Genomic DNA, 22,830 nt, shown 5'->3' on the forward strand with positions numbered 1-22,830 from the left:
TGGAGGTTTATTCCCGTGCCGCACAGTAGGGACATGGCCGCCGGAGAGACCGGCGGACCGCTCCGGGGGGAGAACCCATGGGAACCTACGCCCGCATCGCCGGCGCCTTCGCCGCCGCTGCCGCGCTCACCGTCGCGCTGACCGGCACCGCGTCCGCCGCCACCACCACCGAGGCGACCACCGCCAAGTCGCCCACCGCCGCGCCGGCCCTCGCAACTGCCGCCCGCAGCACGGCTGTCAAGCTGAACAACTGGACCGGCTGCACCCTCACCCGCGAGAACTGGTGGCTCTCGCACGGCATCTGGACCACCCAGCCGCCGATCCACATCTACAACCAGCAGCAGGGCAGCTGGGCGTCCGAGTCGAACGGCTTCGCCACCGGCACCGAGGGCTACGCCCGGTTCTACAGCGAGAACTGCGCCAACCCGGTGCTGAACGGCCGGATCATCCAGGTCCACTGGGACAACCCGTACGTGGGCTCCAACAGCTACGACTCGAACGGCACCGACCTGATGTTCTACGTCCCGCAGCCGGCCGGTGGCGGCGGCAACAACGCCGTCGTCGAGTTCTCCGCCTGGGGGCGCTGACCCTCCGCAAGGGAACGCCAGGGAAGCGGCAAGGGTGCGACCGTCGCGGTGCGGGGTGTGGGTGGGACCTGAGTGGGCAGGTATGGCAGGTCCCTGATCAAGTCCCATGGACGATCACGTCAACTCCGTTGGGGGAACCGCAAGATGAAGCGCAAGTCCTGGGCGCTGCTCACCGCCCTGTCCCTGCCGCTCGCCCTGTCCACCACCGCGGTGGCCGCCGAACCGGTGGCCGCCGCGCCCACCGCCGGCACCGGGTGCGTGTACTCGCCCGCAGTGCCGGCGGACAACTTCAAGGGCATCCCGGTCTTCGACGCGAAGAAGGCGGCCAAGCCGTACAGCGCCACCCTGCGCACCACCCAGGGGGCGATCACCTTCAAGGCGCTGACCGACAAGGCCCCGTGCACCACCTACTCGTTCCGGTTCCTCGCCGAACGCGGCTACTACGACCGCACCCACTGCCACCGCCTCACCACCCAGCGCCTGTACGTGCTGCAGTGCGGCGACCCGACCGGCACCGGCAGTGGCGGGCCGGGCTACTCCTTCCCCGACGAGAACCTCGAAGGAGCGACCTACCCGGCCGGCACCGTCGCGATGGCCAACGCCGGCCCGGACACCAACGGCAGCCAGTTCTTCATCGTCTGGAAGGACACCAAGCTGCGGCCCAACTACACCCCGTTCGGCCGGATCACCGCCGGGCTCGACGTGCTGCAGAAGATCGCGGCCGGCGGCGAGGACGACCAGAATGCCCCGGGCGACGGCTTCCCGAACCTGCCGGTGGACTTCCGCAAGGTCACCATCTCCAGCCACTGAGCGGGCCGGGCGCGGCCCGTCACCAATGCGCGGCGGGCCGTTCCGCGACGGCATTAATTCCCTTTATGCGCACGAGATTGACGAGCCGTCAGTCAAGCCGGGGGCTCCCGACTGTTCCTGCGGCCGCCCGGCCGCGAGGAGTGCGGTGCGCGATGCGGGAATCGCCTGGACCGGTTCCGGCTCCGAGTCGCCCTGCTCGACGCGGCCGGCCTTCCCGCCGCCCCGGTTCGCGGCCGGTCGGATCCGCGCCCTCACCGGCCATCTGCTCGGCCTGCGACGGGAGTTCGTCGCCACGGGCGAACGCTTGCCGACGCTGATCGACTCCGCCAACGGCATGCTGGACGGCGGCCTGATGAGCGCCGGCCTGACGCACTGCCGCGCCGACCCGTGGCTACTGCCACCGTGCCCCGCCTTGGGCTCCGTCCCGACCGAGGAACCGGCCGCCGTCGCGCTCCGCGGCCTTCTTCTGCGTCGGTCTGCACGCCCGCGCGCACCGCGCCGAACTCGAACGGATGGCCACTGCCAGTCACCAGCTCGCCAACCAGTCCTGGTCCCACCCCCTACCTGCCCGACCCGACCCGTGCTCGCCCAACCGGAGCGCACCGAGGAGACGATCGCCAACAGCGTCGGCGAGGCAGCGGTTCACCAAACCCTGAGGGCGGGTGCCGCCACGGGCGAAACAGCAGGCCCCCGCGTCGCAGTCAATGGCACTACCGCCCGGCCGGGTTCGCGGCTCCGGCCGCAGCGCTGCTGCTCGCCGTCCCGGGCTGCGGCCTCAGCAGTCGGCCGGGCGGCCCCGCCGACGTCACCGGAGAACTTCCGCTCGTATTTCGACCGTTGACGGCCCATCGGCGTCGCCGAGCGGGCCCTCGGCGCCTGCAGCTTGCTGTCGGCGCGGCCCGGCCGGGCCGTCCGCGCCGCTGTTCAGCTGGGGGAGCCTTCGAGGATCGCGGTCAGTTCGGCCACCTTCTCGGTCACCGCTGTCAACTTCTCGGCATCCTGTGAGGTGTTGAGGCGGCGAAGCGCCGTTTCGGCCTCCACGCTGTTGCCGTTGTGGTAGATCGCGTCGATGACGGTTGCGGCGGGGGTGCCGCGCCGGTAGACGGTGATGATGTCGTACTGGTCCGAGGGGAGCTCGGCCGGGAGATGGGCGAGGCCCAGGCCGTCGAGTCGTCGGCTGATGGCCGAGCGAACGTGGACGCCCAGACGTCCTTTTTCCTCAAGGTCGCGAAGCAGCCACATGGCGACGCGGGAGACGCCGCCGTTGGCAGTGACGACATGGCGAAGCGTGTCCCACTCCTGCACGATCTCGGCGGCGTTGGTGCCGGTGAGGTCGACGATTTGTCCGGACAAGTGGATTCCCCCCAGATAGCAGCAAGGAAAAATTCTTCCTTAAGATTATCCTTCTGGGTATCGCTCGTCCAGGCGTCGGACTCTCATCTTCCGGAAGCCGTAGGGCGATTGACGCACCACCGCCACCTGCCCGGACCGGCCCGCACCCAACAGCACGTCCCGCACCTCGAAGCGGCCCGCAACACGCCGTCGGCGCCGACCGCGCCTCGCCGCCGTGGGCGCCCGCTCCGGATCGGCAGTCCATCGGGGGTGCGGCAGCGGACATCACCGCTCCCGAACTGCCGCCCGGAGATCCTCTGGGACCGGGCCGGCCTGCTGGCCGACGCCCTCGCCCAACAGCCGCCCGCCACCCAGGAGTTCGACCCCCAATGGATCGAGGACCGGTTCTGGGTCTGGGTGCACTACGGCGCGACGAAGCTCGGCCGCGGCGAACTGTTCGAGACCATCGGCGTCCTCGCCCAGCTGCGCGACATCGTGCTCGGCCCGCTGGCCGCCCGTCGGGCCGGCGCGGACCCGTGCGGCGTGCGCCGCCTGGAGACCGTCGCACCCGAAGAGGCCCGCGCCCTCCGGGCCACGCTGTGCGGCTACGATCGCCACGAAGCCGGCAGGCGATGCTCGCCACCGTCCGCCTCTACCGCCGCTGGTCCGAGCAGGACGGCGAGGCGACCGTCGAACGGCGCCACCGGGCAGAGAAGCTCGCCGTGCAGTACCTCCAGGACGTCATCGACCAGGCCCGCTGACAGCGCGCACCGAACGACAGGAGTGACGATGACGGGCGCGCAACAGAACTGGGACAAGGACGAGCACGTGCGGTTCGCCCGCTACCGCCAGGCGTTCGTCGAGGTGGCCCCGCAGGACGCGGCCGGCCTGATTGCCCGGGTGCTCACCGATCCCGACCCGGCGATGCCCAACAGCGCGGTCGGCGAGTACCTCGACGGGCGGGCCACCGAGCTGCTCACGGACCCCGGCTACCCGGCCTGGTGCGCCGAGATGACCGGGCCGTGGCAGTGGACGACTTCGCCGCCCGGCGCCTGCGCGAGTGGACGCTGCTGCGGGCGGTGACGCTGAACGAATCGTGGGACGCCGAGCAACTGCTCGCGGCGTCCACCTGGTGCCAGCTCCGCGCCGCCGAGACCGCGACGGCCGGCACGGCCCTTGCGGTACTGGCCGAGAGCGGGCGCACCCGGCGCATCCGCGACCTCGCCAAGTCTCGTCTCCCGCACTGACCTTGAGGAACCGCCCCGGCGAGGTGGGCCCCGGCACCCGCCGGTTGTCCGTCGGGGAGGCGCGCAGGTCGAGCGTGGTGAACACCGAGGCGCGGTGCTTCTCCACCTCCCGCTCCGACACCGAGAGCCGCTGCCCGCCCGCCCAGTCGGAGCGGCCCCCGTTCAGCAGCGCCAGCACCTCGTGCTCGCCACCAGCTCCTCGCCGGCGCCGACGGCCGCCGCCACTCGTCCGTTGCTCGATCACTGTGACGCACTGCTTCCGGCCCCCGCCCGGAGGGACCAGTCGGCGTTGTCGAGGTGCAGGACGCGGTCGGCGCGGTCGGCCTGGGACGGGTGGTGGGTGATGGTGAGCAGGGCGCCCGGGCGAGCGCGGAATGCCTGGTCGATGCGGAGTTCGGTGGTGGCGTCGAGATGGCTGGTGGCCTCGTCGAGGATGGTGAGCGGCGCCGGGCTGAGGTAGGCGCGGACCAGCGCGAGGAGTTGACGTTCACCGGGGGAGAGGGTCGCGGCCGAGACCGGGCCGTCGAGCCCGCCGTGGCGGCCGGTCAGGGAGTCGGCGCCGAGCGCGCGCAGGGCATGGCGGAGCCGGGCGGCCGAAAGGGCCGGGCGCGGCCAGCGGAGGTTCTCGGCGAGGGTGCCGGTGAACAGGTACGGCTCCTGCGGCAGCAGCGTTCGCAGGGCGGCGAGCGCGGCGGGGGCCAACTCCTCGGCGGGCAGCCCGGACAGCAGCACGTGTCCGCGGTCGGGGCGGAGCAGCCCGGCGGCGAGCGCGGCCAGAGTGGACTTGCCGGTGCCGGACGGCCCCACGACGGCGAGGCTCTCGCCGTCCCGGAGCGTCAAGTCGAGCTCGCGCAGGACGGGTTGGGCGCCGCGCCCCCACGCGAAGTCGACGCCGCGCAGTTCGAGGGCCGGGCGCGAGCGCTGTCGATCCGGACGCCGATCCGGATGCCGATCCGGACGCCGAGCCGGAAGCGGGGGCGGATCGGCGGCAGGCTCGTCGGCCGTGGCCTCGGCCTTGACGGTGGCCGTGGCGTCGGCCGTGGCGGCGAGGCGTTCGGCGGCGACGGTCATCCGCAGCCAGGACGGCCCGAGGCCCTGCACCAGCAGCCGCAGCGCGGGTTCGAGGGTGCCCAGCAGGTAGGCGATGGCACCCAGCAGCGCGCCCGGGCTCAGGCCGTGACGCAGCAGGGCCGGGGCCGTCAGGATCAGCACGGCGAGCGGGCCGTGCACGCCCAGCGCGACCAACAGGTGCCGGACGGCGGCCAGCCGGGCCAGCGCACGGCCCGCGGCCTCGTTCGCCGCGACGTCCGCCAGCACCCGATCGACCGCGCGCTGCTCCGCCCCGCAGGCGGTCAGGTCACGCAGCGCCGTCACGGTGTGCAGGGCGGACGCGGTGAACTCCTCCTCGGTGCGGAAGAGTTCGCGTTGGCGGCGGGCCATCCGGGGCGTGAGCGCGGCGAAGGCGGCGACCGAGAGCAGCAGGGGCGCGCAGACCGGGACGAGTGCGCCGGGCGCAAGAGCGGCGGTGCCGGCCACGACGGCGGCGAGGGTCAGGGCGAGGTGCGAGACCAGCAGGAGCTGCCCGGCGAGACTGTCGCGCACCGCCTCCACCTGGCGGGTGATCCGGGCGACCGCGACGGCCGCCGCGTCCGGATCGGGCCGGGTGGCGGCCGCCTGCCGGAGCGCGCCGTCGGCCGCCCCGCGCAACAGGCGGTCCCGGGCGGGCTCGACGATCCGGGCGAGCGGGCGGTACGCGTTGCGGGTACCCCAGGCGGAGAGGGCCGCAGCGGCGGCGAACAGCGCCAACCAGGCCCAGCCGGTTGCGGGTTGGCGGGCGAGGAAGCCGCGGTCGACGGCGAGGGCGAGGGCCTTGCCGGACAGCGCGGCGGGCGCGGCGGAGAGGACCGTCCAGGCGGCGAGCCTCCCGAGCTCCGGCAGGCTGCCGGCCAGCGCACCGCGCAGCAGCCCCAGCCCCGGCCCCAGCCGCAGCGCCAGTCTCGGCCCCGGCCCCAGCCCCGGCCCCAGCCCCAGCCTCGGCCCCAGCCTCGGCCCCAGCCTCGGCCCCAGCCTCGGCCCCAGCCCCGGCCGGTGTGGCGGCGTCATGCGGCGGCCCCGAACAGGGCGCGGTAGCCGGGGGAGGACCACAGCTCGCCGTGCGCGGCGAGCTTGCGGACCCGGCCCCGATCGAGCCAGGCGACCAGGTCGGCCTCGGCGGCGAGCGCGGCGCTGCGGGTCGCACACAAGCGCGTGCGGTCGGCGGCGTGGGTGCGGAGAGCGGCGAGGACGAGGGACTCGGCGGACGCGTCGAGACTGGCGGTGGCGTGGTCGAGGACGAGCAGGCGGGCGTCCCGGCACAGCGCCCGGGCCAGGCCGACCCGCTGGCGTTCGCCGCCGGACAGCGGCGCCTGCGCCGGCGGTGTGCGGTAGCCGGAGGGCAGGCGGCGCAGGAACGCGTCCGCCCCGACGGCGCGCGCGGCGGCCGCCAACTCCCGTTCAGGCACGTCCTGTTGGCCAAGCGTCAGGGCGTCGGCCAGCGTCGCGCCGTACAGCACCGGATCGGCGAACGCGACGGCCACGGCCGCCCGCAGCTGCGGTGGGCGGACGGTGGCGAGGTCGGCGCCGTCGAGCCGCACCGTGCCCCGCTCGGGGCGGAGCAGGCCTGCGGCCAGAGCGGCGAGCGCGGAGGTCGCGGCGTCGTCCGCACCGACCACCGCGACCCAGGAACCGGCGGGGACGGTCAGGTCCAGGTGGTTCAGCAGCAGGCCGGAGCCGGACCGGATCGCCACCTGCTGGAACTCCAACTGGCCCTTTCCCCACGGTAGTTGTGAGTTTCCGGTGATCGGCGCCGGCACCCGGAGTTCGGCCAGGCGGACGGCTGCGGCCCGGGCCCGGGCCAGGTCCAGCAGGCTCTGGGCCGCGCCGAAACCGCCCAGCCCGACCGTGGTGTAGGCCATCGCGGCGGCCAGGCCCCCGGGGGTCAGCCGTCCGGCGGCGAGATCCGCGCCTGCGGCGGCCAGCACGGCGACCTGCGTCGCGGGTGCCAACAGGCCGACCTTCCACGCGGTTTCGCGCTGACTGCGCCACAGCGCGTGGCCATGCCGCGACAGATCGGGCAACGGAAGCAGCACCCGGGCGAGTTCGACGGACCGGGCGCCGGCGGCGGCGATCGAGGCACTGCCGCGCACCGCCTCCACCAGCCGGGAGGCGATCTCGGACTGCGCGGCCAGGTAGGCCTCGCCATGACCGGCGGTGCGCCGCACCTGACGGCGAACCAGCAGCCAGCCGACCGGCGCGGCAAGCAGGAACGCCACGGCCGGACCCGGGGACAGCAGGAACAGGCCGATCAACGCGCCTGCGGCGGTGAGCAGTTGGGCGACCGTGTGCACCACGGCCGCACCGGCCAGCGCGGCCTGCGGGGCACTGCCCGTCAGTCGAGCCGTCAGATCACCCGCCGTCGGACCGCCGACCGTACCGGTCCCGATCGCACCTGGCCCGACCGTACCGGCCCCGACCGTACCGGGCCCGACCGTACCGGCCCCGACCGTACCTGGCCCGGCCGCACCCACCCGCCGGATCGCTTCCGACCGCAGCGCGGCACCCGTCGCCGCCGCCCCACCGGGCGCGGTGCACTGAGCGGTCGCCTCGGCAGCCGCAGCCACAACGATCAAAACCAGCAGGGGAGTTGAGGCCTCCAAGCCCGCGCCCGCCAAGGTCCGGTCGATCGCCCGGGCGAGGGCCCGGGGCAACAGCAGGCTGCAAGCGGTGCCGGCGGCGACGGACAGGGCGAGCGCGACGGTCCACCACCGCTTCAGCGCCAGCACGGACCGCAACACGGGGACGGGGGCGGGCAGGTCGGCGGGCACAGGGCCTCCCGGAGTGCCGTTCGCGGAGTCGACAGGGCAATGCGGAGCCGGCCGTGCGCGGGACGCGCGCACGGCCGGCCGGGGTGATCAGAGGCAGAGCAGCGTGCTCACGGTGCTGTTGGTGCAGTTGATGGCGCTCAGGGAGCTGAGCACCGAGCGGTACTCGGTGGTCTCCTCGGGGGTCTCCAGCGCCTGCAGGTCGAGGATCGCCATGACGGTCTCCTTTACTGGACTCGGATGGTGCTGCGGTTTCTCCGGCGGTCGCCGGAACTCGTGGGGCGGCATGACCCGGCCGCGACGGGGGCGCGAGGCGCCGGGGGCGGCTCAGCTGCCGGCCGGCCAGAACGGCATCGGCGGGCTGCCGTCGTACACCGAGGCCAGCGCCGTCAGCACGCCGGCGGTGCCGGTGGCCAGGTCCATCGACAGACGCAGCAACTGCTCGCCGGGAAAGGCCGGTTGACCCTGCCGGGGCAGCACGTGCCAGGCCAGCCGACGCACGTGACGGTCGATCAGCTCGTCCTCGGACGCGGGGCCCCCGGGGTCCAGGGCGAGCAGCGCGATCAGCCCGGCCCGGCCGTTGAACAGGCCCGGCTGCACGATGAACTCCGGTTCGGCGGCGGCCCGGATCCGCGCCACCTGCTCGGCCAGCGCCGGGTCGGGACGGTGCCGCAGCAGGGCGTGCGCGACGGCCGCGATGCCCGCACTGCCGGACTCCAGGTACGGCAGCACCCGGCTGCCGTCGTCCACCTGCAAGGTGCCGTCCTCGGCGGTGACACAGCGGGCGAGGTCCTGGTCGAGGGCGGCCCGGGCGAGGTCCAGCAGTACCGGGTTGGCGCACTCCTCGAACAGCCGGACCAGCAGCAACGCGGTGCCGCTCGCGCCGTGCAGCAGGCCCGGCCGGGCCGTGGACGGTGCGGGCCCGCCCAGCCGGAGGGCGGCCACGGCCCGGTCCGCGCACTCGGCGGCCGAGGCGAGCAAGGTGCGGTCGCAGGTGACGCGGGCGAAGTGCAGCCGGGCCAGACCGATGCCCGCCAGCCCCGCCGACAGATCGGGCCCGACGCCGAGCGCGTCGTCCTTGTCGACGCGGCGCAGCAGGTCGAGGGCGCTCTCGCGGTGGCCGAGACGGTCCAGCACCCAGGCGGTGCCGTGCGCGCCGACGAACAGACCGGGCCGGCACGGCTGCCGCTCCACCGCGTCGAGCAACCACCGCACATGCCGCGGATCGACGCCCGCACCCACCGCGTGCAACGCCCACAACACGCCCGCCGCACCGTACGACAGGCCCAGGCCGTCGTGGGTGAACTGCGCGGGATCGCCCGGGAACAGCCGGTCGGCGCGCTCGGGTGTGGCACTCCCGGCGATCGCCGCCACCAGTCCGTCCCGCAGCCGTGGCCAGCCCTCCCGGCCGTCCCCGAACAGGCCCTCCACGGCGGCCAGTTGAGCGCCCGCCTCCGCTGGCGGCTCGGGCAGGTACCCGGCCGGCAGCTCGAACCGCTTGCGGGCGGAACGAGCCAGCGCCGCACCCTTCGCCGGATGCAGGGCGGTCAGCGGCAACAGCGGCAGGAACGCCCACAGCCGCAGCGCCCGCAGCGCATGCTCGTCCACCGCGAACCCGGTCAGCCCGGCCGGCGCCGCGAACCCGGCCGCCCCCAGCGCGGGCCGCACGAACTCCTCCACGGGCGAGGCGAGTTCGAAGTCGACGAAGACCACCGACCCGTCCTCGCGGACGATCAGATTGCGCGGATGGAGATCCCCGAACACGATGCCCCGGCCGTGGATGGCCCGCAGCGCCCGCTCCACCGCGTCCAGCACCGCCGTCGCCTCCTCGCGGTACGCGGCCACCGCCGCCTCGTCCGCCTCCGGATGCACCAGCGGATAACGACGGCCGAACCAGTGGTGCAACCCCTCGCCCGCCACGTACTCCTGCACCAGGAAACGGTGCTCCCACGCGGTCAGATCTCCCAGCACGGCCGGCACCGCATCCAGACCCGCCAGCGCCTCCAAGGTCCGCTGCTCACGCACCAGCCGCCGCACCGCGTCCTCACCGCGCTGATCGAGGCCCGCATACGGCCGGCCCTCCTTCAGCACGACCTGCTCACCACCGCCGGCCGGCCGCGCCAGATAGATCCCGCCACCGTTGGAGAAGTGCAGCGCCCGCTCCACCGTGAACGGGAACTCGTCGACACTGCTGCGCCCCGCACCCGCCACCGTCCCGGCCAGCACCGCCGGTACCGGCGCCCACTTCGGCAGGTCGAACGCCGCCCGCCGCACATCCGGGCGCAGCACGCCGGACGGCTCGCGCAGCGCCAGCACCAACTCGCCCTCCTCGTTGCGGCACCACTGCTCGGTGAACGCCCCGTAGCGCAGATACAGCGGACCCTTCCGCCAGCGCAGATCGCTCAGGATGTACGGGCCGGGCGCCCCCGCCAGGGCATCGTCCAGGCCGGTGAGACATCGCTCCAACTGCGCCTCGTCGGCCGGATACAGCGTCATGAACTTCCCACTGGAGCCGCGCGAGGCGTACTTGGCGTTCTGCGTCTGCACCAGCGCCGGACTGCGCAGGAACTTGAACGCCACCCCGTGCTCGAAACAGTGCGCCCGCACCACGTCCAGGATCCACGGCGCGTTGTCCAGACAGGCCGACACGTGGATCTTCCACCCCTGCTCCGGCAACGGCACGGCGGCCGGCTGATAACCCACCCACACCTCGCGCAGGCTGCGCACCCAGCCGTCCGGCGCGGCTTCGGTGGCTGCCGGGAACTCGTCGCGGGCCGCCCACTGGACCGGGGAGTCGTAGAAGACCGGATCGGCGTAGGAGTACGCCTCGTAGCGCATGTCCATCGGATCGCTCCATGGCGCGTCGCAGGTAAGGGGAGTGTCCGTGCGTCGGACGGCGCGGAGCCGGTGCAGCACGGCAACGGGGGACGTCCGGCCGGTGGGGATGTCCGACCGGCCGATCGCCACCGAGAGTCTGCAAGGGCCGGCGCGGCGTCGAAAGAGCTTCGAAAATGGTTGGCCGGATTCCGCGGGGCGCACGCAACGGGCCCGGCCGCCACCCCGCAACCCTCCCTTTACCTGCGCTTTTCCCGGCCGGCCGCCGCCCCGTTCGCAGGCCCGCGCCGCTCCGTGGTGGCGTCCCGCCAGCGGCGATACCCGGGGGCGGCCCGTCCCGCCGCCCCGCCGTCGCGCGCGCCGGTGCGCCCGCGCCCCGGTCGCACCTCGGCACAACGTCGGAGCGCACGCGCCCACGGGACGGGCCCCGATCCGCCACCCGCTGTCCGGTACCCGACCGGCGCGCCACCGGCACGGAGGGCGTGCTCGCACCTCCACGCGCGCCCACCACCCCGGCCCCCACACCCACCCACGCGCCCCCCGGCGCGCACACGCCATCGCGCGCCCCACCTCGGCCAACACACCCCGCCCGAGCCGCGGTTGGCCAGCTGCCGGACTTCCGCCCGGGCAGCACCCCCGGCACGGCAACGCACGTCCCACCCCCGCCGTCCCTGCCGAACCGCTCGCCACCCGCCGACGTCCCGCTGTCTCACGGACCCACGGCACTGCGGTGTCCCGGCCGAGGGCGCCGGCATTGACGGCCCACGCCGGTGAGCACCAGCCCGACCCCCCGGCGTGCCGCAGGCCCGGTCGCGGGTGCCCCGTCCGGCGCCCGCCGGCACGAGCGCCCGCCCGCCGGCACAACGCACCCGACAGCACGACGCGGGCGCCACCTCCCCGGTGTCGCCCGCGTCCCGACTTCCTGACGGACTCTCAGCCCTGCGCCGCCCCGGCGAGGTCGATGCCGAGGGCGCCCGTCGCGGTGGCCACGCACACGCGGCCCCCGTCGGTGATCACCAGTCCGACCACCGGGGCACCCAGAGGCAGGTCGTGCGTGACCCGCTCGGCGCCCGCCAGCACCACGCGGACCAGACCGTCCGCCCAACCGGCCGCGCACATCAGGCCGTTCGGCGTGGTGGCGACGGCGACCGCGGTGACCGGGACGTCCCGGGCCGGCAGCGGCGGGGAGAGCGGCCCGCGACCCGGCATCCAGGCCTGCACCCGGCCGTCGGCGCCGCCGGTGATCAGCAGGTGGTGCCCGCCGTGGTGGGCGAGGTCGACCGCCGTCACCACCCCGTCGTGGAGCGGATCGTCGCTGCGCACCGCCTCCGTCCCGTCCCGGTCCTCCAGCAGGTGCACCCGGCCTGCTGCGTCACCGGCCGCCACCGCCCGCTGCTCCCCGCCGCGCGCCGCAATCGCGGTGGCCCCGTCGTCCATCGAGGCCAGCAACCGCCGCATCCCATCGGCAAACGGGCCGGACGCCTCCAGCGGACGGATCTCCTCGACGGCGCCGCTGCGCCGCAGCGCATAGGTGGTGCCGTCGTGGCCGGTGGCCAGCGCGACCGCGGAACGGTCCGTCAGCCGGAGCGGGGACCCGCCGGAGGGACGGCCGGTGGCCGCATCGACCACCCCGATGTCCCAGCCGACGGCGACCGCCAACTGCCCCTCCTGCGAAGGCCCGTTGTGCCGGGCGATCAGGTGCACCGGGTCGGCACGCCGCGCGAACGCCCAGCGGGCCCGCCAGCCCTGCCCGGCGAGTTGCGCGAACCGGCCCGACAGCTCGCCATCAAGACTCGCCGCCCAGCAGTGCAGCGCGGACGCCCGTTCCTGCGGGTCCCCGGTGGCGGTGACCCGCGGCCCGGCCAGCCACCACGCCCGCTGCACGGGCGTGCGTTCGGCCTCCAGGGAATCGCCCTTCGCCACCCGCAGGGCGACTCCGTGCTCCAGCGCGAGGCCGACCGCCAGCGGGTCGGCGTGCACCAGGACGGCCGGATCGGCCAGCAGGTCGTCGACCGGCGCCGATGTCCGGACGGCGTGGCGCAGCACCAGGTCGAGGCGGTCGGCGTCCTTCGGGCCGGGCTGCTCCGGCAGAATGTTCTGCCGGATCGACAGATGGTCGAGGCCCGACCGGGCAAGGCGCTCGGCGAAGGCGTCCGGCCAGACCCGGTAGCGCCCGGCGTCATCGGCCGGCAGCAGCAGATCGACCGCCTGCTCCACCGCGAACGGGCCGAGGCTGCCGGGCAGTTCACCCCACAGCTCCTCGTCGAGACCGCCCCGGACCGAGGCCAGCGCCGTCACCGGAGCCCGGACGAGCTCGGGCAGCGACTCCCACCAGGTCTCGGCGAGCGTCTCGGCCCGCCGCGCGGGCGAGGCTCCCGCGTCGAGCAGCACGCCGTCGCCGGTGCGTGCGGCCAGCAGCGCCAACGCGGGCGACGGGTAGACCTCCGCCGGGAGCGGGCGTCCCGCCAGGGACGTCGCCCACCGGGTGAAGGACTCCAGGTCGGTCCACTGCGGCTGATCCAGGTCGAGCACGGCGGCCGGCACGTCCAGCGCCGCCGCCGCAGGCGTCCCGGAGGCGCACTCCACCACGATCCGCAGCCACGGCACCCGCAGCAACGGCCGCAGCACCTCGGCCGCGATCCGCCGCGCGGCATCCGGCAGCAGCGCGGAACCCGCCCGGTCGAGGTCGGTCACCACCAGGACGCGCGGCACACCGTCGATCAACGCCGCGACCAGTTCCTCCGGCGTGCCGGCCGGCACACCCAGCAGCCCGGCGAGCCGCCACACGAACAGGTCCACGGTCAACTCGGCGGCGGACAACGACACTTCCACCCGCCGACCGGCGTGCGCATGGTCCGGCGGGCACGCGGCGACCAGCCAACGCAACAGGTGACTGCGCCCACTGCCACTCGACCCGGCGACCCGGCACAGCCGCGGCGCGTGAGGATCCTCCAGCCAGCCCAGCAGCGCCCGCCCGGCCGGGCGACGCCCGGCGTGCAGCGGCGGCAGCGGCGCCGCACCGTCCGCGACGGGCTGCTCCGGCACCGGCGCGCCGTACCGCGGGTTCGGCCAGAACCGCAACGGGAAACCGTCGGCGCCCACCTGCCAGGCCCCCTCCACGACTCCCACCGGCACCCGCCCGTCCGGGTCGTGGCCCTCGTCGGCCTTGAACAGCCAGCCGCCGTGCCGCACGGCCTCCGCGCACTGCTCCCGCGACATCCGCGGATCCGGCCGGTACCCCGGCGGCCGCGCCGGTGCGGGCCCCTCCACGACCGCCTCGCCCGGCCCGTCCGGGACGATCAGCTCGCTGGTCCAGTCGCCACCCATACAGTCCTCCCCGTTGCGCCCCGTTCGCCCCCGAACACACCGGGGGACACCCTAGCGCGCGGCAGTGCCCGCCGGACCGTGATCCGCCGCAGCCGCCCCGCTCGACCTTCCGGGAGGAGGATCCCGCGCTCAACTGTGATGGGGAAGTGGGCAAGTGAGGGAAAGTCAGAGAAGGGAGAACCGAATGGACCGGTGCGATCGTCCGTCCACGCATGAATGACAACACGGTAGTAGGACGACGAGGTCTGCTGAGGACGGCTGTCGCGGGGGCAGCCCTCCTCCCGATGGCCGGCGTCGGCGTCGGCGCGGGCTCCGCAGTGGCGGCCGCGGCCGAGACGGACGAGCCGGCACCGGCCGGTGGCGGTGGCGAGACCGTCTACCGGTGGCTCGGCAACAGCGGATGGCGGATCGAGGGCAACGGGAAGACCGTCCTGTTCGACCCGTACATCACCCGGTACCCGACGAAGGGCTTCGACCCGAAGACGGAACTGTCCGTCGCCCCCGACCTGATCGACCAGCACATCGGCACACCGGACCTGGTACTGGTCAGCCACTCCCACTGGGACCACTTCAACGACGTCCCGTACATCGCCAAGCAGCACGGCGTGCGCGTGGTCGGAACGGCCACCACCTGCTTCCTGCTCCGCGCGATGGGGGTGAAGCCGGAGCAACTGATCGTGGTGAAGGGCGGCGAGCACCTCGACTTCGGCAAGTTCACCGTCCAGGTGGTGTCCAGCCTGCACAGCCGCAACGCCAAGCACCAGTACTGGGTGCCCGGCACCCTCACCGGCCCGACCGACACCGTCCCGGAGACGATCGGCGACCTCCCGGAGGGCGACACCCTCGCCTTCCAGATCCGTCTCGGTGACGGCCCGTCAACTCTGCTGACCGGCGCCGCCGACTTCTCGGAACAGCACTACGCCGGACTGAAGCCGGACATCGCCATGCTGTCCGTGGAGAGTACCGCCCACAGCGTCCACCGCTACGTCCCGCGGCTCCTCAAGACCCTCGACTATCCCCGCACAGTGATCCCCGTCCACTGGGACGACTTCGAAACCCCGCTCACCGGCCCGGCCGTCCACGACACCACGATGGACCTGGACGGCTTCATCGACCAGACCCGCACACTCTCCCCGCAGACCCGCCTGATCCGCCCCGAACACCTGACCCCGATCCGCCTGCGCGCCTGACCCGCCCCACCCCCGCCGTGCCCGCCGGAGCCCCGGCCGGCACGGCGGGCCCCCTCGCCAACTATGGTGTGCGGACGCCACAGTGGCACCGCGGCGCCACACACCACCAGGGGGACCCATGACCGAGGTCGCGCACCACACCCGGGCCGCCATCCCGGCCACCATCACCACCGAGCGGCTGATCCTGCGCCCGTTCACCGCCGCCGACGCCGACGACCGCTACGCCTACCAGCGCCTGCCCGAGGTCGTCCGCTACCTCTACCGCCCGGCGCACACCCGCGAGGGCAACGAGACGTCCATCGCCACCCGCGGCGTCCACGCCGGCTGGAGCGCCGACGGCGACGGCCTCCTGTGGGCCGTCTGCCGGGCCGACCAGCCGGGCATCCTCGGCGAGGTCGTCGTCACCCTCACCAACGCCCGTGCCCGTCAGGCCGAGATCGGCTGGGTCTTCAACCCGCAGTACGCGGGCCAGGGCTACGCCACCGAAGCAGCCCGCGCTCTCGCCTCAACGGCCTTCGAAACCCTGGGAGTTCACCGCCTCTTCGCCCGGCTCGACGCCCTGAACACCCCCTCCGTCCGGGTCTGTGAACGCCTCGGCATGCGCCGTGAGGCCCACCTGGTCGAGGCCGACCTCGACGGCGACCGCTGGGGCAGCGAATACGTCTACGCCATCCTCGCCCGCGAGTGGAGCGCCTGACCCGCCACCCCTGACCGCCCGGCCGCCCCTCCGGCCGCCACCGCGTGAGGCGGTCGGGCGACCGATTCATGACGGATTCGCCTAGCCCCGCCGCTGCGTAACGTCGCCGGTGTCAGCCCGACCCCCGACTCCATGGGAGCGCCACGATGCCCGCCTACGCCCTGGCCCAGGTCCACTCCGTCGAGGTCTGCCCCGACACCGTCGCCTACCTGCGGCGCATCGACGCCACCCTCGACGCGTTCGGCGGACGCTTCCTCGTCCACCGCGGCAAGTTCGAGACGATGGAGGGCAGTTGGGGCCGACAGGGCCTGATCATGATCGAGTTCCCCGACTACCGGCAGGCCCACGCCTGGTACCACTCACCCGCCTACCAGGACATCCTGCACCTGCGCACCCGCCACATGACAGCCGACGTGATCATCGCCGAGGGCGTCCCCACCGACTACCGGGCCGAGCACCGCTTCGACGAACACTGAGCCACGGCGCCCTGACGGAGTGCCAGCCCTGGCCCTACCGCGGCGAGCCGGGCGACTACCTCCTCAAAGGCCACCTGACCGGCCCCGTCGAGCACCCCACCACGCAGGAGCAGTACCTGAAGCTGCGTGGCCTGGGCCGCGCCGAACTCGCCGCCGGAGGTGACCAGTGAGTCCGGCCGACCCGCACAACCCGAACGAGGCTGCCCGCCTGACCCAGGAGTTGCTGGACCAGGGCTACACCAAGCGCCAGGTCGCCAAGATGCTCGGCCGCGACGCCAGCCTGGTCAGCCAGTTCTTCACCAAGGGCAAGGGCGCGAGCATGGTCAACGCGCTGCGCCAGGTGGTCCGCGCGGTGCGCGGCGGCGAACGCGACCCCGACACACTGGCCGGGATCGCGGAGGCGAACACGAGCCGCCGCCGCACCAGGACCGGGCAGAAAGCCCGGGTGCGTGGTAAGGACACCGTGGGCACTCCTGGCGAGTCGATGTCAGGGCGCGCCGGACGCCAGGCCATCCGTTCGGGCGCATCCCACCTCGCGCCTGTGGTGCACGCCACCGGCCGCGCCGGCGGCCGCCTGGCCTTCACCGTGAGGATGAAGGCCGACCAGTACGTGTACTCGGCCGGGTCGGCGCAGGACTCCGGCGGTGTGCGGCGTGGGTTCTTCCCGCGTACGGACGGCACCGAGGAGCGCACCTACGGCTCCGCGAGCACCGGGGGCTTCGATGCCGCCGAGTGGTCCCAGCGGGTCGCCGACCACCACGGTGACGTCACCGAGGCGATGCGGGCCTGGCTGGTGGAGACCGGCCGCGCCGTCGAGGACGCAGACATCCGGTATCTGGAGGTCCGTGGCTGGATCTCCGGGTAGCCGGCGGGCAGCGTCCCGCTGAGCGGTGGATCGGCCTCGCCGCCGCCGCCAAGCAGTCGGAAGCAACGGCCATCACCGAGAGCACCAGCCGCAAGCAATGCGAAACGCTGCTCGGCCACATTGACGACCTCACACAGGGCATCGAGGAACTGGCACCTCTCCTGACCCACCACCACGTGGCGAAGCACTTGGCGGACCTCGCCGCAGGCACTTCGGGCGACAACCAGTACCGCATGCACCTGGAAGCCTACGTACTGGCGGCCCGGCTGGAGGAGGTGGCGAAGGCGGCCAACACCCGCCTGGAACGCATGTCCTCCGGCCGCTACGTGCTGTCCCACACCGACGCGCGCACCAGCGGCCGCGGCCGCTCCGGCCTCGGCCTGGAGATCCTCGACCAGTGGACCGGCCAGACCCGCGACACCACCACCCTCTCCGGCGGCGAATCCTTCTTCGCCTCCCTGGCCCTGGCCCTCGGCCTCGCCGACGTGGTCGCCCAGGAAGCCGGCGGCAGCCAGCTCGACACCCTGTTCATCGACGAGGGCTTCGGCAGCCTCGACGACGAGACACTGGAGGAGGTCCTCGAAGTACTCGACGAACTGCGCTCCCACAGTCGCACGGTCGGGGTCGTCAGCCACGTCGCCGACCTGCGACGGCGCATCCCCACCCAGATGCAGGTCCGCAAATGCCAAGACGGCTCGACCGTGAAGGCCATGGCCACCGCCCCGGCCTACTGACGTTTACAAGCCGAACCCCGACACGATCCCCCGCCATCAGGACCACCAAGACCCCTCAAGCTCCTTGGCGGGGCGCGGCAGGAGCCTGTCTCACCGAGCGAGAAAGGCCTCGCCTCAATCTGTAGTGAAACAAGCCCACCACCCTGAGCAGGAGCGGAAAGAGAGACAACGCTGTGGAGACCGCTACCGTGGCCAGCGTCGAAACTCCCGTCCCGGCGCAGCCGTCCGGCACCACCGCCGTGGCGAATCCGTTGCCGTTGCACTGGTTCCAGAAGGACGCGGTGGCGGCTGCGGTGCGCGAGGTGAAGGACGGCGGCCGCGCCACCGTCGTGGCCGCGACCGGCTCCGGCAAGACCCTCATCGCCGCCGGCTGCGCACGGCGCCTGGCCGCCCGGGGGCCGGGTGCTGGTGCTGGTGCCGACGGTCGAGCTGCTGGAGCAGACCGCTGAGGCCTGGTCGCTGCGGGGCGGGCGCCGCGGGCTGGCGGTGGCGGCGTGTTCGCGGGAGGAGGCACTGGAGAGCGCGGAGGCCGGCGGCCGCGTCCACGCCCAGGTCACCACACAGGCCCCGCGGATCGCCGACCTGGTCGCCAAGGAGAAGGCCGGCGAGCCGGTCACCGTGTACGCCACCTACGCGAGCCTGGAGCGGATCGTCCAGGCCCACCGCGACTTCGGCCTCCCGACCTGGGACCTGGTCGTCATCGACGAAGCCCACCGCACCGCCGGCCCGGAAGGCAAGGCGTGGGCGGCGATCCACGCCGACGCCCAAGTCCCCGCCCGCAGGCGCCTGTACTTCACCGCCACCCCGCGGATCGCGGACGACCGGCGTGCGAAGGACGGCCTGGCCGACCTCGCCGACACCGACGGCGCCGAGAGGTTGCCCGCCCTCTGCTCCATGGACTCGGAGGAGATCTACGGCAAGGTCTGTTTCACCTGGACCCTCGGACAGGGCATCGAGCACGGCTACCTCGCCGACTACCGCGTGCTCGTACCGGTGGTGACGGACGAGGACCTGCGCGAACTCCTCAACCTCCCCGCCGTCGCCGACCTGCGCTCCCAGCGCACCAACGAGGAACTGCTGCGCCTGGCCCTGCAGATCGCGGTGCTGCGCGCGGTCGCCGACCTCGGGCTGCGCCGCGTGATCACCTTCCACTCCCGGGTCACGGCGGCGCGCGAGTTCGCCGGCAGCCTGCTGGACGCCTCCCAGCTGCTGGAGGACGCGGAGCGCCCGGAGCGGATCTGGGCGAAGGCGGTCGCCGGCACCGACCACCTCAAGGACCGCCGCGCCGCGTTCGCCGAGTTCAAGGCCCACACCGGTGAGGACGGCGAGGAGTGCGGCATCCTCTGCAACAGCCGTCTCCTGACGGAAGGCATCGACGTCGCCGCCGTGGACGCCATCTGCTTCGCCGACCCGAAGTCGTCGGTCATCGACATCGTCCAGGCCGTCGGCCGGGCGCTGCGCCAGTCCTACCGGCAGGGCAAGGTGTCCTGGGTCATCATCCCGGTCTACCTGCCCACCCCCGAGGTCGGCGACGACACGGCGGCCGCGGACCCGGCCGAGGTCCACGACGCCGGGGAGGCCGTGAAGGCCGAGGCCGACGCCGAGATCGAAGCCAGCTCGTTCCGCACCATCTGGCGGGTGCTGCGGGCGCTGGCGGCCCACGACGCCCGGGTGGTCGGCCGGATCACCGAACTGCGGGCCGGCCGCTCGCAGGGCACCGCACACACCACCGCGGCCAAGCCCGCCGAGGGCGAGGCGGCCGAGGACGGGGAAGGCGAGCAGCAGCCGGCCCCGGTGGAGTCGCCGATCGAGTGGCTCAAGATCAACGCCCGCCAGCACGCCGCCCGGATCCTGCAGACCGTCAAGCTGCGCGCGTTCAACCAGCGCGCGGTCGAGTGGCAGCGCATGCACGCCGTCGCGGCGGTCTTCCACCTCCAGCACGGCCACCTCGACCCCACCGACAAGACCAAGCACGCCGAGCTGATCTCCTGGCTCACCCGCCAGCGCCACCTGGGCGGCCAGCACCTGCTCGACGCCGCCCGCGTCAGCGAGCTGGACGCGCTCGGCATGATCCGGTCGAAGAACGCCAACGCCTGGGAACGCGGGGCCGCCTACGCCGCCGCGTTCCACCACCAGCACGGCCACCTGGCGATCCCGGCGACCGCGAAGCTGGACGACTACGCCGTGGGCGCGTGGATGCGCCGCCAGCGCAAGGCCGCGGGCCTCACCAAGGACCAGGTCGCCAAGCTCGACGGCCTGGACGAGCTGTGGCGCCTGGAGCCGGACTGGAACCGCTCCTACCACCGCCTGCTCGCCTACCTCGCCGGCGGCGGCACCCTCGACGGCCCCGCCAACCGCACCGGCCTCGGCGACGACCCCGCCTTCCGGCCCGGCACCTGGCTGCGCAAGCAGGCGGGGGCCCGCACCGACGGCAAGCTGACCGACCACCAGACCGCGCTCCTGGACGCGCTCACCCGGCACGCCGAGACCGTCACCGGCTGACCCGCCCCGCAAGACCCCGCCGTCCCGGCCCACACCGGGCCGGGACGGCTGGTCGTACCCCGCCGAGGGCGCCTCGGCGGCCGACCGCCCGCCTTCGACAAGGAGATCCACCGCGACCGCAACGTGGTTGAACGATGCTTCGCCCGCCTCAAGCAGTTCCGCGCGATCGCCACCCGTTCGACAAACTCGCCGACCGCTACCGCGCCGGAGTCGTCCTGGCCTCCCTGATCCTCTGGCTCCGCGAACCGACCAGATGATCATTTGTCAGACAGGCCTTAGCGGAGGCGGCATCACCGAGCAACGAGTCCATCGTGTCGACCGGATTCACGAACTTCGCGGGCTTGGAGAGCAGGGCGGACAGAGGTGAGTGCGCGCCGGGGTGTGGACGAGCGATTTCGTCGGGACGGAATCCCGGATCCACGAGCGCAGTCCTGGTTCCAGGTGGTGGGGAACACCCTCGTAGACAGCTTGCTCCATGGGAAGTCCGGCCTCGCGGGCGGAGAGTGGCTGCCACGGTGTCCTTGTCATCCCCAGACCGCAGTGCCGAACAGGGCGTGAGCGTCAGAAAATTTCCACGGCCCGCAGCATGCGGTAGCGGTGGGGGCAGCCGGCGCCAGGGCTGCCCCTTCCCCGCCTCACCCGCCGACTACAGCTCCGCCCACCCGCAGGGCCTTCGGTCCTCCTCGGCGAGGGGGTGCCAGATCGGGGAGACGGGCCCGTCTGGAGGAGGTCTTCGAGGCGGGCGGCGCCTGGCAGGGACGGCGGCGAGCATCTTGGCGAGGACGGGCTGCTCCTCGGCAGCCAGGCGCAGGTCCGCCACCGCAGCCGCACTCGTCATCTGGCTTCGCTCACGATCGCCAGGACACTGCCTTGTCTAGGACGGTGTTTTCTGGCCCCGGGGTGACGGGGTGAGTTCCAGACCTCGTAGCAACACCAGATGTGTGAGGTGTTGCAATGACCAGGGGACGTCGGGGAGGGCGGATTCCAGCGACGGTCGCAACACCTGGTCACTCGACTGTTGCGATGAGCCTACTGAACCGCTGGGTGGGTGTCTCCCAGCCGAGGGTCTTGCGAGGCCGGTCGTTGAGCTCTGCCTCGACGGCGGCGAGGTCGGCTGCGGTGTGGACGGAGAGGTCGGTGCCCTTCGGGAAGTACTGGCGGAGCAGGCCGTTGGTGTTCTCGTTCGAGGGCCGCTGCCAGGGGCTGCCTGGATCGCAGAAGAAGACCGGGATGTTCGTCGCGCGGGTGAACTCGTCGTGGCGGCCCATCTCGCTGCCCTGATCCCAGGTCAGCGACCGAGCGAGCGAGGCGGGCAGGGTGATGAACGTGCGGACCAAGGCGTCCCGGACGTGTTCCGATCCACGGCCGGCGGGACGGTGGACGAGCTTGACGTAGCGGGTGGTGCGGTCGACCAGCGTGCCGATGGCGGACCGGTTGTCCTTCCCGACGATCAAGTCGCCCTCCCAGTGACCTGGGACGAGTCGTTCGGCGGCTTCGGCGGGCCGTTCGCCGATGGGCAGCCCGGCGGCCATGAACCGGGTGGTCCGCTGGTCGGGCCGGCGCCGCTTGCGGCGGTACTTGCGCCCGGTCCGCAGCTGGCCGGGAGGACGCTCCAGGCCGCCGCGGTGCGGCAGGTAGATCGCCTGGTAGATGGTCTCCGGGGACAGGTGCCGATCCGGCTGGGCCGGGAAGGCGGTCCGCAGGGCGCGGCTGATCTGCTCCGGGCTCCAACGCTTGCCCAGGTGCAGCTGGACGAATTCCTGCAGCTCCGGGTCGCGCCGGATCTTTCCTTCCTTGGACCGGGCCCTGCGGGCCACCGCCCGGCGCTGGGCGTGGAAGGGCTGGTAGGCGCCGTTGGCGGGATTGCTGTTGCGGTGCAGTTCACGGCTGATCGTTGAGGGGCTCCGGCCGAGCCGGCGCGCGATCTCGCGCAGGGAGTGCCCCGCGCGGAGCAGGTCGGCTATCTGCACGCGCTCGTCCTCGGACAGGAACCGGTCGGAGACCTGGCCATCCTTCTCCTCCGTGATCGGCGCGTAGGTGTAGTCCTGCCCGGTCCTGGTCGTCACCGTCCGTCCGTACCGCCACCGGGTGCCGGTCCTGCGATTGATCCCGACCTCCCGGCACGCGGCCGAGTTGCTCATCCCTTGCGCCATGAGCCGAAGGTAGCGATCACGCTTGTCCGCGAGAGCAGCAGGCCCGGGCTTTCCAACTCCCCGACGTCCCCTGGTCATTGCAACACCTCACACATCTGGTGTTGCTACGAGGTCTGGAACTCACCCCGTTCTGGTGGGGCCAAAACTCACCGGCGCAGACACTGCCTAGTGCCTCGACCTCCCATTGGACGGGCCGGGCGGGGTCGAGGTGGTAC

21 protein-coding genes and 2 pseudogenes are annotated in these 22,830 nt (G+C 73.1%); 14 read left to right on the forward strand and 9 right to left on the reverse strand.

The window, feature by feature from the left end:
- The first annotated feature begins 77 nt into the window (after nt 1–77).
- The 3 genes from ACZ6R9_RS28260 to ACZ6R9_RS28270 all read left to right on the forward strand — a co-directional run bounded on the left by ACZ6R9_RS28260 (nt 78) and on the right by ACZ6R9_RS28270 (nt 2,053).
- Nucleotides 78–587: a hypothetical protein gene (locus ACZ6R9_RS28260; protein WP_465541161.1), complete on the forward strand. Its 510-nt coding sequence runs from the start codon at nt 78–80 to the stop codon at nt 585–587.
- 144 nt (nt 588–731) lie between these two features.
- On the forward strand, nt 732–1,397 hold the full coding sequence (locus ACZ6R9_RS28265) for a peptidylprolyl isomerase (protein ID WP_380478333.1): 666 nt from the start codon (nt 732–734) through the stop codon (nt 1,395–1,397).
- Between the two features lie 476 nt (nt 1,398–1,873).
- Nucleotides 1,874–2,053 carry a polysaccharide deacetylase family protein gene (locus ACZ6R9_RS28270; protein ID WP_380479225.1) on the forward strand — a complete coding sequence of 60 codons (180 nt, stop codon included), beginning with the start codon at nt 1,874–1,876 and terminating at the stop codon, nt 2,051–2,053.
- Between the two features lie 268 nt (nt 2,054–2,321).
- Here ACZ6R9_RS28270 and ACZ6R9_RS28275 read toward each other — a convergent pair whose 3' ends face one another.
- Together ACZ6R9_RS28275 and ACZ6R9_RS28280 are read right to left on the reverse strand one after the other, a co-directional pair.
- Nucleotides 2,322–2,750: a hypothetical protein gene (locus tag ACZ6R9_RS28275; protein WP_380478332.1), complete on the reverse strand. Its 429-nt coding sequence runs from the start codon at nt 2,748–2,750 to the stop codon at nt 2,322–2,324.
- Nucleotides 2,751–3,014: 264 nt separating this feature from the next.
- Nucleotides 3,015–3,347 carry a hypothetical protein gene (locus tag ACZ6R9_RS28280; protein WP_465541164.1) on the reverse strand — a complete coding sequence of 111 codons (333 nt, stop codon included), beginning with the start codon at nt 3,345–3,347 and terminating at the stop codon, nt 3,015–3,017.
- A gap of 14 nt (nt 3,348–3,361) precedes the next feature.
- Here ACZ6R9_RS28280 and ACZ6R9_RS28285 point away from each other — a divergent pair, with 14 nt between their 5' ends.
- Genes ACZ6R9_RS28285 through ACZ6R9_RS28295 form a run of 3 tightly spaced genes read left to right on the forward strand, consistent with a single transcriptional unit; the run spans nt 3,362 to nt 3,976 of the window.
- Nucleotides 3,362–3,490 carry a hypothetical protein gene (locus ACZ6R9_RS28285; RefSeq protein ID WP_465541166.1) on the forward strand — a complete coding sequence of 43 codons (129 nt, stop codon included), beginning with the start codon at nt 3,362–3,364 and terminating at the stop codon, nt 3,488–3,490.
- Nucleotides 3,491–3,518: 28 nt separating this feature from the next.
- Nucleotides 3,519–3,812 carry a hypothetical protein gene (locus ACZ6R9_RS28290; protein ID WP_465541168.1) on the forward strand — a complete coding sequence of 98 codons (294 nt, stop codon included), beginning with the start codon at nt 3,519–3,521 and terminating at the stop codon, nt 3,810–3,812.
- Nucleotides 3,809–3,976, forward strand: a complete 168-nt coding sequence (locus ACZ6R9_RS28295) for a hypothetical protein (protein ID WP_465541170.1) — start codon at nt 3,809–3,811, stop codon at nt 3,974–3,976. The genes ACZ6R9_RS28290 and ACZ6R9_RS28295 overlap by 4 nt, the downstream gene beginning before the upstream one ends.
- Nucleotides 3,977–4,216: 240 nt before the next feature.
- Here the strand turns inward: ACZ6R9_RS28295 and ACZ6R9_RS28300 are convergent, their stop codons facing one another.
- The 5 genes from ACZ6R9_RS28300 to ACZ6R9_RS28320 all read right to left on the reverse strand — a co-directional run bounded on the left by ACZ6R9_RS28300 (nt 4,217) and on the right by ACZ6R9_RS28320 (nt 13,998).
- Nucleotides 4,217–6,079 carry an ATP-binding cassette domain-containing protein gene (locus ACZ6R9_RS28300; RefSeq protein ID WP_465541172.1) on the reverse strand — a complete coding sequence of 621 codons (1,863 nt, stop codon included), beginning with the start codon at nt 6,077–6,079 and terminating at the stop codon, nt 4,217–4,219.
- On the reverse strand, nt 6,076–7,839 hold the full coding sequence (locus ACZ6R9_RS28305) for an ATP-binding cassette domain-containing protein (protein ID WP_465541174.1): 1,764 nt from the start codon (nt 7,837–7,839) through the stop codon (nt 6,076–6,078). The genes ACZ6R9_RS28300 and ACZ6R9_RS28305 overlap by 4 nt, the downstream gene beginning before the upstream one ends.
- Before the next feature lie 87 nt (nt 7,840–7,926).
- Nucleotides 7,927–8,052, reverse strand: a complete 126-nt coding sequence (locus tag ACZ6R9_RS28310; protein ID WP_380488450.1) for a SapB/AmfS family lanthipeptide — start codon at nt 8,050–8,052, stop codon at nt 7,927–7,929.
- Between the two features lie 111 nt (nt 8,053–8,163).
- Nucleotides 8,164–10,680 carry a class III lanthionine synthetase LanKC gene (lanKC, locus tag ACZ6R9_RS28315; RefSeq protein ID WP_465541176.1) on the reverse strand — a complete coding sequence of 839 codons (2,517 nt, stop codon included), beginning with the start codon at nt 10,678–10,680 and terminating at the stop codon, nt 8,164–8,166.
- Between the two features lie 924 nt (nt 10,681–11,604).
- Nucleotides 11,605–13,998, reverse strand: coding sequence for a hypothetical protein (locus tag ACZ6R9_RS28320; RefSeq protein ID WP_465541178.1), 2,394 nt, complete (start codon nt 13,996–13,998; stop codon nt 11,605–11,607).
- A 212-nt stretch (nt 13,999–14,210) separates the two neighbouring features.
- Here ACZ6R9_RS28320 and ACZ6R9_RS28325 point away from each other — a divergent pair, with 212 nt between their 5' ends.
- The 8 genes and pseudogenes from ACZ6R9_RS28325 to ACZ6R9_RS28360 all read left to right on the forward strand — a co-directional run.
- On the forward strand, nt 14,211–15,188 hold the full coding sequence (locus tag ACZ6R9_RS28325) for an MBL fold metallo-hydrolase (protein ID WP_465541180.1): 978 nt from the start codon (nt 14,211–14,213) through the stop codon (nt 15,186–15,188).
- A 118-nt stretch (nt 15,189–15,306) separates the two neighbouring features.
- Nucleotides 15,307–15,885 carry a GNAT family N-acetyltransferase gene (locus tag ACZ6R9_RS28330; protein WP_465541182.1) on the forward strand — a complete coding sequence of 193 codons (579 nt, stop codon included), beginning with the start codon at nt 15,307–15,309 and terminating at the stop codon, nt 15,883–15,885.
- A 146-nt stretch (nt 15,886–16,031) separates the two neighbouring features.
- The gene (locus tag ACZ6R9_RS28335; RefSeq protein WP_380488442.1) at nt 16,032–16,361 is read left to right on the forward strand and encodes a DUF1330 domain-containing protein; all 330 of its coding nucleotides are present in this window, start codon (nt 16,032–16,034) and stop codon (nt 16,359–16,361) included.
- 166 nt (nt 16,362–16,527) lie between these two features.
- Entirely contained in the window at nt 16,528–17,226 is a 699-nt protein-coding gene (locus tag ACZ6R9_RS28340) for a helix-turn-helix domain containing protein (protein ID WP_465541184.1), read from the forward strand.
- Between the two features lie 35 nt (nt 17,227–17,261).
- Nucleotides 17,262–17,960, forward strand: a pseudogene (locus ACZ6R9_RS28345) (SbcC/MukB-like Walker B domain-containing protein); the annotation flags it as partial.
- A 188-nt stretch (nt 17,961–18,148) separates the two neighbouring features.
- Complete coding sequence (locus ACZ6R9_RS28350) at nt 18,149–18,409, forward strand: DEAD/DEAH box helicase family protein (protein ID WP_465541186.1); 261 nt, start codon at nt 18,149–18,151, stop codon at nt 18,407–18,409.
- Nucleotides 18,375–20,462 carry a helicase associated domain-containing protein gene (locus ACZ6R9_RS28355; protein ID WP_465541188.1) on the forward strand — a complete coding sequence of 696 codons (2,088 nt, stop codon included), beginning with the start codon at nt 18,375–18,377 and terminating at the stop codon, nt 20,460–20,462. The genes ACZ6R9_RS28350 and ACZ6R9_RS28355 overlap by 35 nt, the downstream gene beginning before the upstream one ends.
- A 60-nt stretch (nt 20,463–20,522) precedes the next feature.
- Nucleotides 20,523–20,741 (forward strand): annotated as a pseudogene (locus ACZ6R9_RS28360) (IS5/IS1182 family transposase); the annotation flags it as partial.
- A gap of 367 nt (nt 20,742–21,108) precedes the next feature.
- Here the strand turns inward: ACZ6R9_RS28360 and ACZ6R9_RS28365 are convergent.
- Complete coding sequence (locus tag ACZ6R9_RS28365) at nt 21,109–21,300, reverse strand: hypothetical protein (RefSeq protein ID WP_465541190.1); 192 nt, start codon at nt 21,298–21,300, stop codon at nt 21,109–21,111.
- Between the two features lie 169 nt (nt 21,301–21,469).
- The gene (locus ACZ6R9_RS28370) at nt 21,470–22,603 is read right to left on the reverse strand and encodes an IS30 family transposase (RefSeq protein WP_465541279.1); all 1,134 of its coding nucleotides are present in this window, start codon (nt 22,601–22,603) and stop codon (nt 21,470–21,472) included.
- Nucleotides 22,604–22,830: the final 227 nt, after the last annotated feature.

It is taken from the genome of Kitasatospora sp. NPDC048662 (assembly GCF_055587065.1).

Coding starts and splice junctions, on each gene's coding strand:
- ACZ6R9_RS28260 (WP_465541161.1), top strand. CDS start 78: ATGGGAACCTACGCCCGCATCGCCGGCGCCTTCGCCGCCGCTGCCGCG.
- ACZ6R9_RS28265 (WP_380478333.1), top strand. CDS start 732: ATGAAGCGCAAGTCCTGGGCGCTGCTCACCGCCCTGTCCCTGCCGCTC.
- ACZ6R9_RS28285 (WP_465541166.1), top strand. CDS start 3,362: ATGCTCGCCACCGTCCGCCTCTACCGCCGCTGGTCCGAGCAGGACGGC.
- ACZ6R9_RS28290 (WP_465541168.1), top strand. CDS start 3,519: ATGACGGGCGCGCAACAGAACTGGGACAAGGACGAGCACGTGCGGTTC.
- ACZ6R9_RS28300 (WP_465541172.1), bottom strand. CDS start 6,079: ATGACGCCGCCACACCGGCCGGGGCTGGGGCCGAGGCTGGGGCCGAGG.
- ACZ6R9_RS28310 (WP_380488450.1), bottom strand. CDS start 8,052: ATGGCGATCCTCGACCTGCAGGCGCTGGAGACCCCCGAGGAGACCACC.
- lanKC (WP_465541176.1), bottom strand. CDS start 10,680: ATGGACATGCGCTACGAGGCGTACTCCTACGCCGATCCGGTCTTCTAC.
- ACZ6R9_RS28320 (WP_465541178.1), bottom strand. CDS start 13,998: ATGGGTGGCGACTGGACCAGCGAGCTGATCGTCCCGGACGGGCCGGGC.
- ACZ6R9_RS28325 (WP_465541180.1), top strand. CDS start 14,211: ATGAATGACAACACGGTAGTAGGACGACGAGGTCTGCTGAGGACGGCT.
- ACZ6R9_RS28330 (WP_465541182.1), top strand. CDS start 15,307: ATGACCGAGGTCGCGCACCACACCCGGGCCGCCATCCCGGCCACCATC.
- ACZ6R9_RS28335 (WP_380488442.1), top strand. CDS start 16,032: ATGCCCGCCTACGCCCTGGCCCAGGTCCACTCCGTCGAGGTCTGCCCC.
- ACZ6R9_RS28365 (WP_465541190.1), bottom strand. CDS start 21,300: ATGACGAGTGCGGCTGCGGTGGCGGACCTGCGCCTGGCTGCCGAGGAG.
- ACZ6R9_RS28370 (WP_465541279.1), bottom strand. CDS start 22,603: ATGAGCAACTCGGCCGCGTGCCGGGAGGTCGGGATCAATCGCAGGACC.